The sequence below is a fragment of the Arsenophonus sp. ENCA genome, from assembly GCF_002287155.1.
Lineage (GTDB): Bacteria > Pseudomonadota > Gammaproteobacteria > Enterobacterales > Enterobacteriaceae > Arsenophonus > Arsenophonus nilaparvatae.
Window position 1 is genome coordinate 1 of the sequence record NZ_NHNG01000328.1, and the last position, 4083, is coordinate 4083.

Sequence of the window (4083 nt, forward strand, 5' to 3'; positions counted from 1 at the left end):
AGGCAAACGGCTATAGGAGCCAGATTCAGCGTAAAGGCCATCGAAACAAACCGTTGTCCAAGACTCAGCAAGGGCGAAACCACAGGATTGCAAAGACTAGGGCACGGGTTGAACATGCATTTGCGGCGATGGAACAAATGGGTAGAAAACTGATCCGCACCATTGGACAGGTGCGCGCTAATTTTGCCATGACGATGATGGCAGCATGTTACAACCTAAAGCGGTTGGCGTACTTCCAGAGCGCGTGCATCGTGGCTTTCTGACGCCCAGAATGGGTCAAATGGCCCTAGCCAGGGCAATGTGCGATAGAATCAGTAACGTGATAATCAAAAAAAATCTAATTATTTAGAATGAAAGCCAAGGGTTAATTGAAAATCTTGAGTTTTTCGAGGTGCCCTTCAAAGGGATTAGGTGAGGGTATACCAGTGACATGCCTTAAAGCATACCAGATGGCATTATTCCATGAATTTTGAAACCTAAAATTTTGTGTTATATGAGCAATGATTCTGGCCAGGTTTTGTGTATCATTGCTACTGAATTTTTCGTGGGCTTCTGGTAAGTTTTGAATGACTTCATATTTTCCAGTTTTGCGGATAGATGGTAGAACTTCATTAAATACCCAATCTTGAAATAGCTTTGCTTCAGGTTTGTTACTACGAAAAATAACTCTATATAGATTTGGTTCATTAACAAATGATAGTTGTTGTTTTCCACCATTTGTAAGGGTGTGGCAATCAGCCAATCCCTTTTTATCCAAATCTCTAAGTAAGCGAGAAGTGCGATCAACTGTCAGTATCTCACAGACATCTCGTAAGCAAAACCAAGGTTCACCATTTATCAATTGAATACGAACATCATGACTTTCATGAAATGAGAAAGAGATAGCCTTGTTAGTTGAGGTTGTCATATTTCCTCCAGTGGTTACTTTTGGTTACCACCACCGAAGCTGCTAAACTTACTGGTGGTGAACTGAACAGGATTAGCAGTACCGAGTAACCAATCGGCGAGCCTTTCGGCTCCCCTATCCAGCCCACCATTGAATATAGCTAGATTACGACAATAAAAAACACGCTCGCGGCGTGTACTGTCGAGGTTACTTCTTCGAGCTGCTAAACCCGGCACCTGATTTATCAGATGCAGTTACACTATAGCGCATGATTTGTCCTTGAGTCAATGTTGTTTTTTGATTGATGAAGAAGAGTATTAATTAGATGACATCAAATCATTAATAGATATAAAAATAACAGAAAATGGATTGATTTATCAATTTGAAGTTGATCGGGCTGACACAATCTTGACAGGATTAGGAAGTAAAAAAATAACTGTTATTACAAATCTGATGTAGAAAATGGTGGTGGATAATGTACTCACTATTCAACGTAACTTGTTGATTTATAGTGAGTGAAATCGCTTGTTTTTACGTACAAATGCGTATATTAAATGAGCTATATTTATGTAAGCAATTGATATTTCAGTTTTATGTTTTTATTAATCAACAATAAGAGGAATAGTTGATTTGACGGTCGCGATAGTTTGAGTATCTATCATATAAAGTTCCTAAGTTTTGGCTAGAGTTTATAAGTTGCATTTCACATGCAACTTAAATTGTTTAATGTTAAAAGTAAATAATTAATTGTAAAACTGAGATTGAATTAGCATATTTAATTGGCAATAAAATCGCTATTGAGAAATGTTTTTATTTGATAATTCGGATGTGGCAATCGTTTGCGTAATTTTTTATTTTTGGGCTATCTCAGTGAGCTAAAAGAGTTTACACTGTGTGATATTCATTTAGTTGAACACGAGTTTCGCACCAATAAAAAAACGCTCTATTTTTAAGTTTAATTCAGCATGATATATAAATAGTCAAAACCTTATAAATCAAATACAACTTATTGTAATTTAAGAAAATTTATGTTTTTTAGTAACTTGCAGATTAATCATTGCTTTTAAGCCATTTTTAGAATTTTATATGCCTGTGCGAAACTCGTGTTGAATAAAGATTTAAAATGTGGCTGAGTCAGGAGAAGTAAATGTTAAAGCTCGAAATGAATATTGCAGATTATGATCAAGAACTATGGCAGGCAATGGAAAATGAAGTTAAGCGTCAGGAAGAGCATATTGAGTTAATCGCTTCAGAAAATTATACCAGTCCAAGAGTTATGCAGGCTCAAGGTTCTCAACTTACGAATAAATACGCCGAAGGATATCCTGGTAAACGTTATTATGGTGGTTGTGAATATGTTGATATTGTTGAACAACTCGCTATAGATCGAGCAAAAACTCTATTTGATGCGGATTTTGCTAATGTTCAGCCACACTCAGGTTCACAAGCTAATACCGCTGTTTATATGGCTTTATTGCAACCTGGTGATACGGTATTAGGCATGAATTTGGCACATGGTGGACATTTAACCCATGGCTCACCCGTCAATTTTTCTGGTAAGCTTTATAATATCGTTCCTTACGGTATCGATGAAGAGGGTAAAATTGATTACGACGATATAGCAACTCAGGCACGAAAACATAAATCTAAAATGATCATTGGCGGTTTTTCTGCTTATTCAGGCGTGGTTGACTGGGCTAAAATGCGTCAAATTGCAGATAGTATTGGTGCTTACTTATTTGTTGATATGGCACATGTCGCTGGCTTGATCGCTGCTGGCGTTTATCCTAATCCTGTTCCTCATGCACATGTCGTGACGACCACTACCCATAAAACTTTGGCTGGCCCTCGTGGTGGTTTGATCTTGGCTAAAGGTGGTGATGAGGCGTTTTACAAAAAACTAAATTCTGCCGTATTCCCTGGTGCTCAGGGTGGCCCATTAATGCATGTTATTGCTGGTAAAGCAGTTGCATTAAAAGAAGCGATGGAGCCTGAATTTAAAACTTATCAACAGCAAGTGGCTAAAAATGCGAAAACGATGGTGGAAGTTTTCATCAAACGTGGTTACAAGGTTGTTTCTGGTGGAACTGAAAACCATTTATTTTTATTAGATTTAGTGGATAAAGGGATCACAGGTAAAGAGGCAGATGCTGCGCTGGGTCGCGCTAATATTACCGTCAATAAAAATAGTGTACCGAATGATCCTCAGAGCCCATTCATTACTTCAGGTATTCGTATTGGTTCACCCGCCATTACTCGTCGTGGTTTTAAAGAAAAAGAATCGGCTGAATTGGCCAATTGGATATGTGATATTTTGGATAAGATTGATGATGAAAGCGTGATCCAAAATGTAAAACAAAAAGTATTGTTGATTTGCCAACAGTTTCCTGTTTATGCATAAATAAGTTAAAATTTAGTCATCCGTTTCGGCCCGTTTTAGTTGTTAACTGAAACGGGCTTTTTACATCGATAATCAAATGGGAATAAATAATGATTATTCCATCAACACGTTGGCTTGCTTTAGATTATTTTACTTATTTTTTTGCTTATGGCATTTTTTTGCCTTTTATCGCGATTTGGCTAAATGGTGAAGGACTTGAGGCTGATATAATCGGTATCTTGCTAGCCGCCGGCCTTACCGCTCGTTTTATTGGTTCTTTAATGATCGCACCGATAGTGAAACGAGTCTATCACCTAATTACGACTTTGCGTCTATTTGCTGGTTTAACGCTGCTCTTTGCTGTTGGATTTACCGTAAGTTCACATTGGTTATGGTTATTATTTATCATGTTGGCTTTCAATCTCTTCTTTTCACCGATGATACCTTTAACCGATGCGTTAGCCGCGACTTGGCAAAAACAGTTAACATTTGATTATGGAAAATTGAGGGTTTGGGGTTCGATTGCATTTATTATTAGCGCTTCATGGATTGGTTATTTAGCGAATAGCGGGGGACATAAAATAATTATTTACGCATTACTTGTCAGTATAATCATTATGCTGTTGACGATGTTATTACAACCTACAGTTATGCCTAAAGCCACTTATCGCCAAATAGCTAATACAACTATAAACTAGTTGCTGAATAGAGACTTGCATTTTTTGTCACGCTATTGAGAATAAAAAGAGGTTTAACTTAGAGAATAAAGGTTTGAAATGATCAACAAAGAGCGGCTGTTACGAGATAATCGTTTATG

The 4083-nt window shown here is 37.4% G+C and carries 4 protein-coding genes; 3 read left to right on the top strand and 1 reads right to left on the bottom strand.

Annotated features, from left to right (window positions below):
- The coding region (locus tag CBG25_RS08730) for a transposase (protein ID WP_290603799.1) at positions 1-263 on the top strand (263 nt) is incomplete at its 5' end.
- A gap of 101 nt (positions 264-364) precedes the next feature.
- On the opposite strand, the gene CBG25_RS08735 is transcribed toward CBG25_RS08730, so the two are convergent.
- Positions 365-907, bottom strand: a complete 543-nt coding sequence (locus CBG25_RS08735; protein WP_290606068.1) for a BRO family protein — start codon at positions 905-907, stop codon at positions 365-367.
- 1126 nt (positions 908-2033) lie between these two features.
- On the opposite strand from CBG25_RS08735, the gene glyA reads away from it, so the two are divergent.
- Complete coding sequence (gene glyA / locus CBG25_RS08740; RefSeq protein ID WP_290606070.1) at positions 2034-3287, top strand: serine hydroxymethyltransferase; 1254 nt, start codon at positions 2034-2036, stop codon at positions 3285-3287.
- Between the two features lie 89 nt (positions 3288-3376).
- Complete coding sequence (locus CBG25_RS08745) at positions 3377-3964, top strand: MFS transporter (protein WP_290606072.1); 588 nt, start codon at positions 3377-3379, stop codon at positions 3962-3964.
- Positions 3965-4083: the final 119 nt, after the last annotated feature.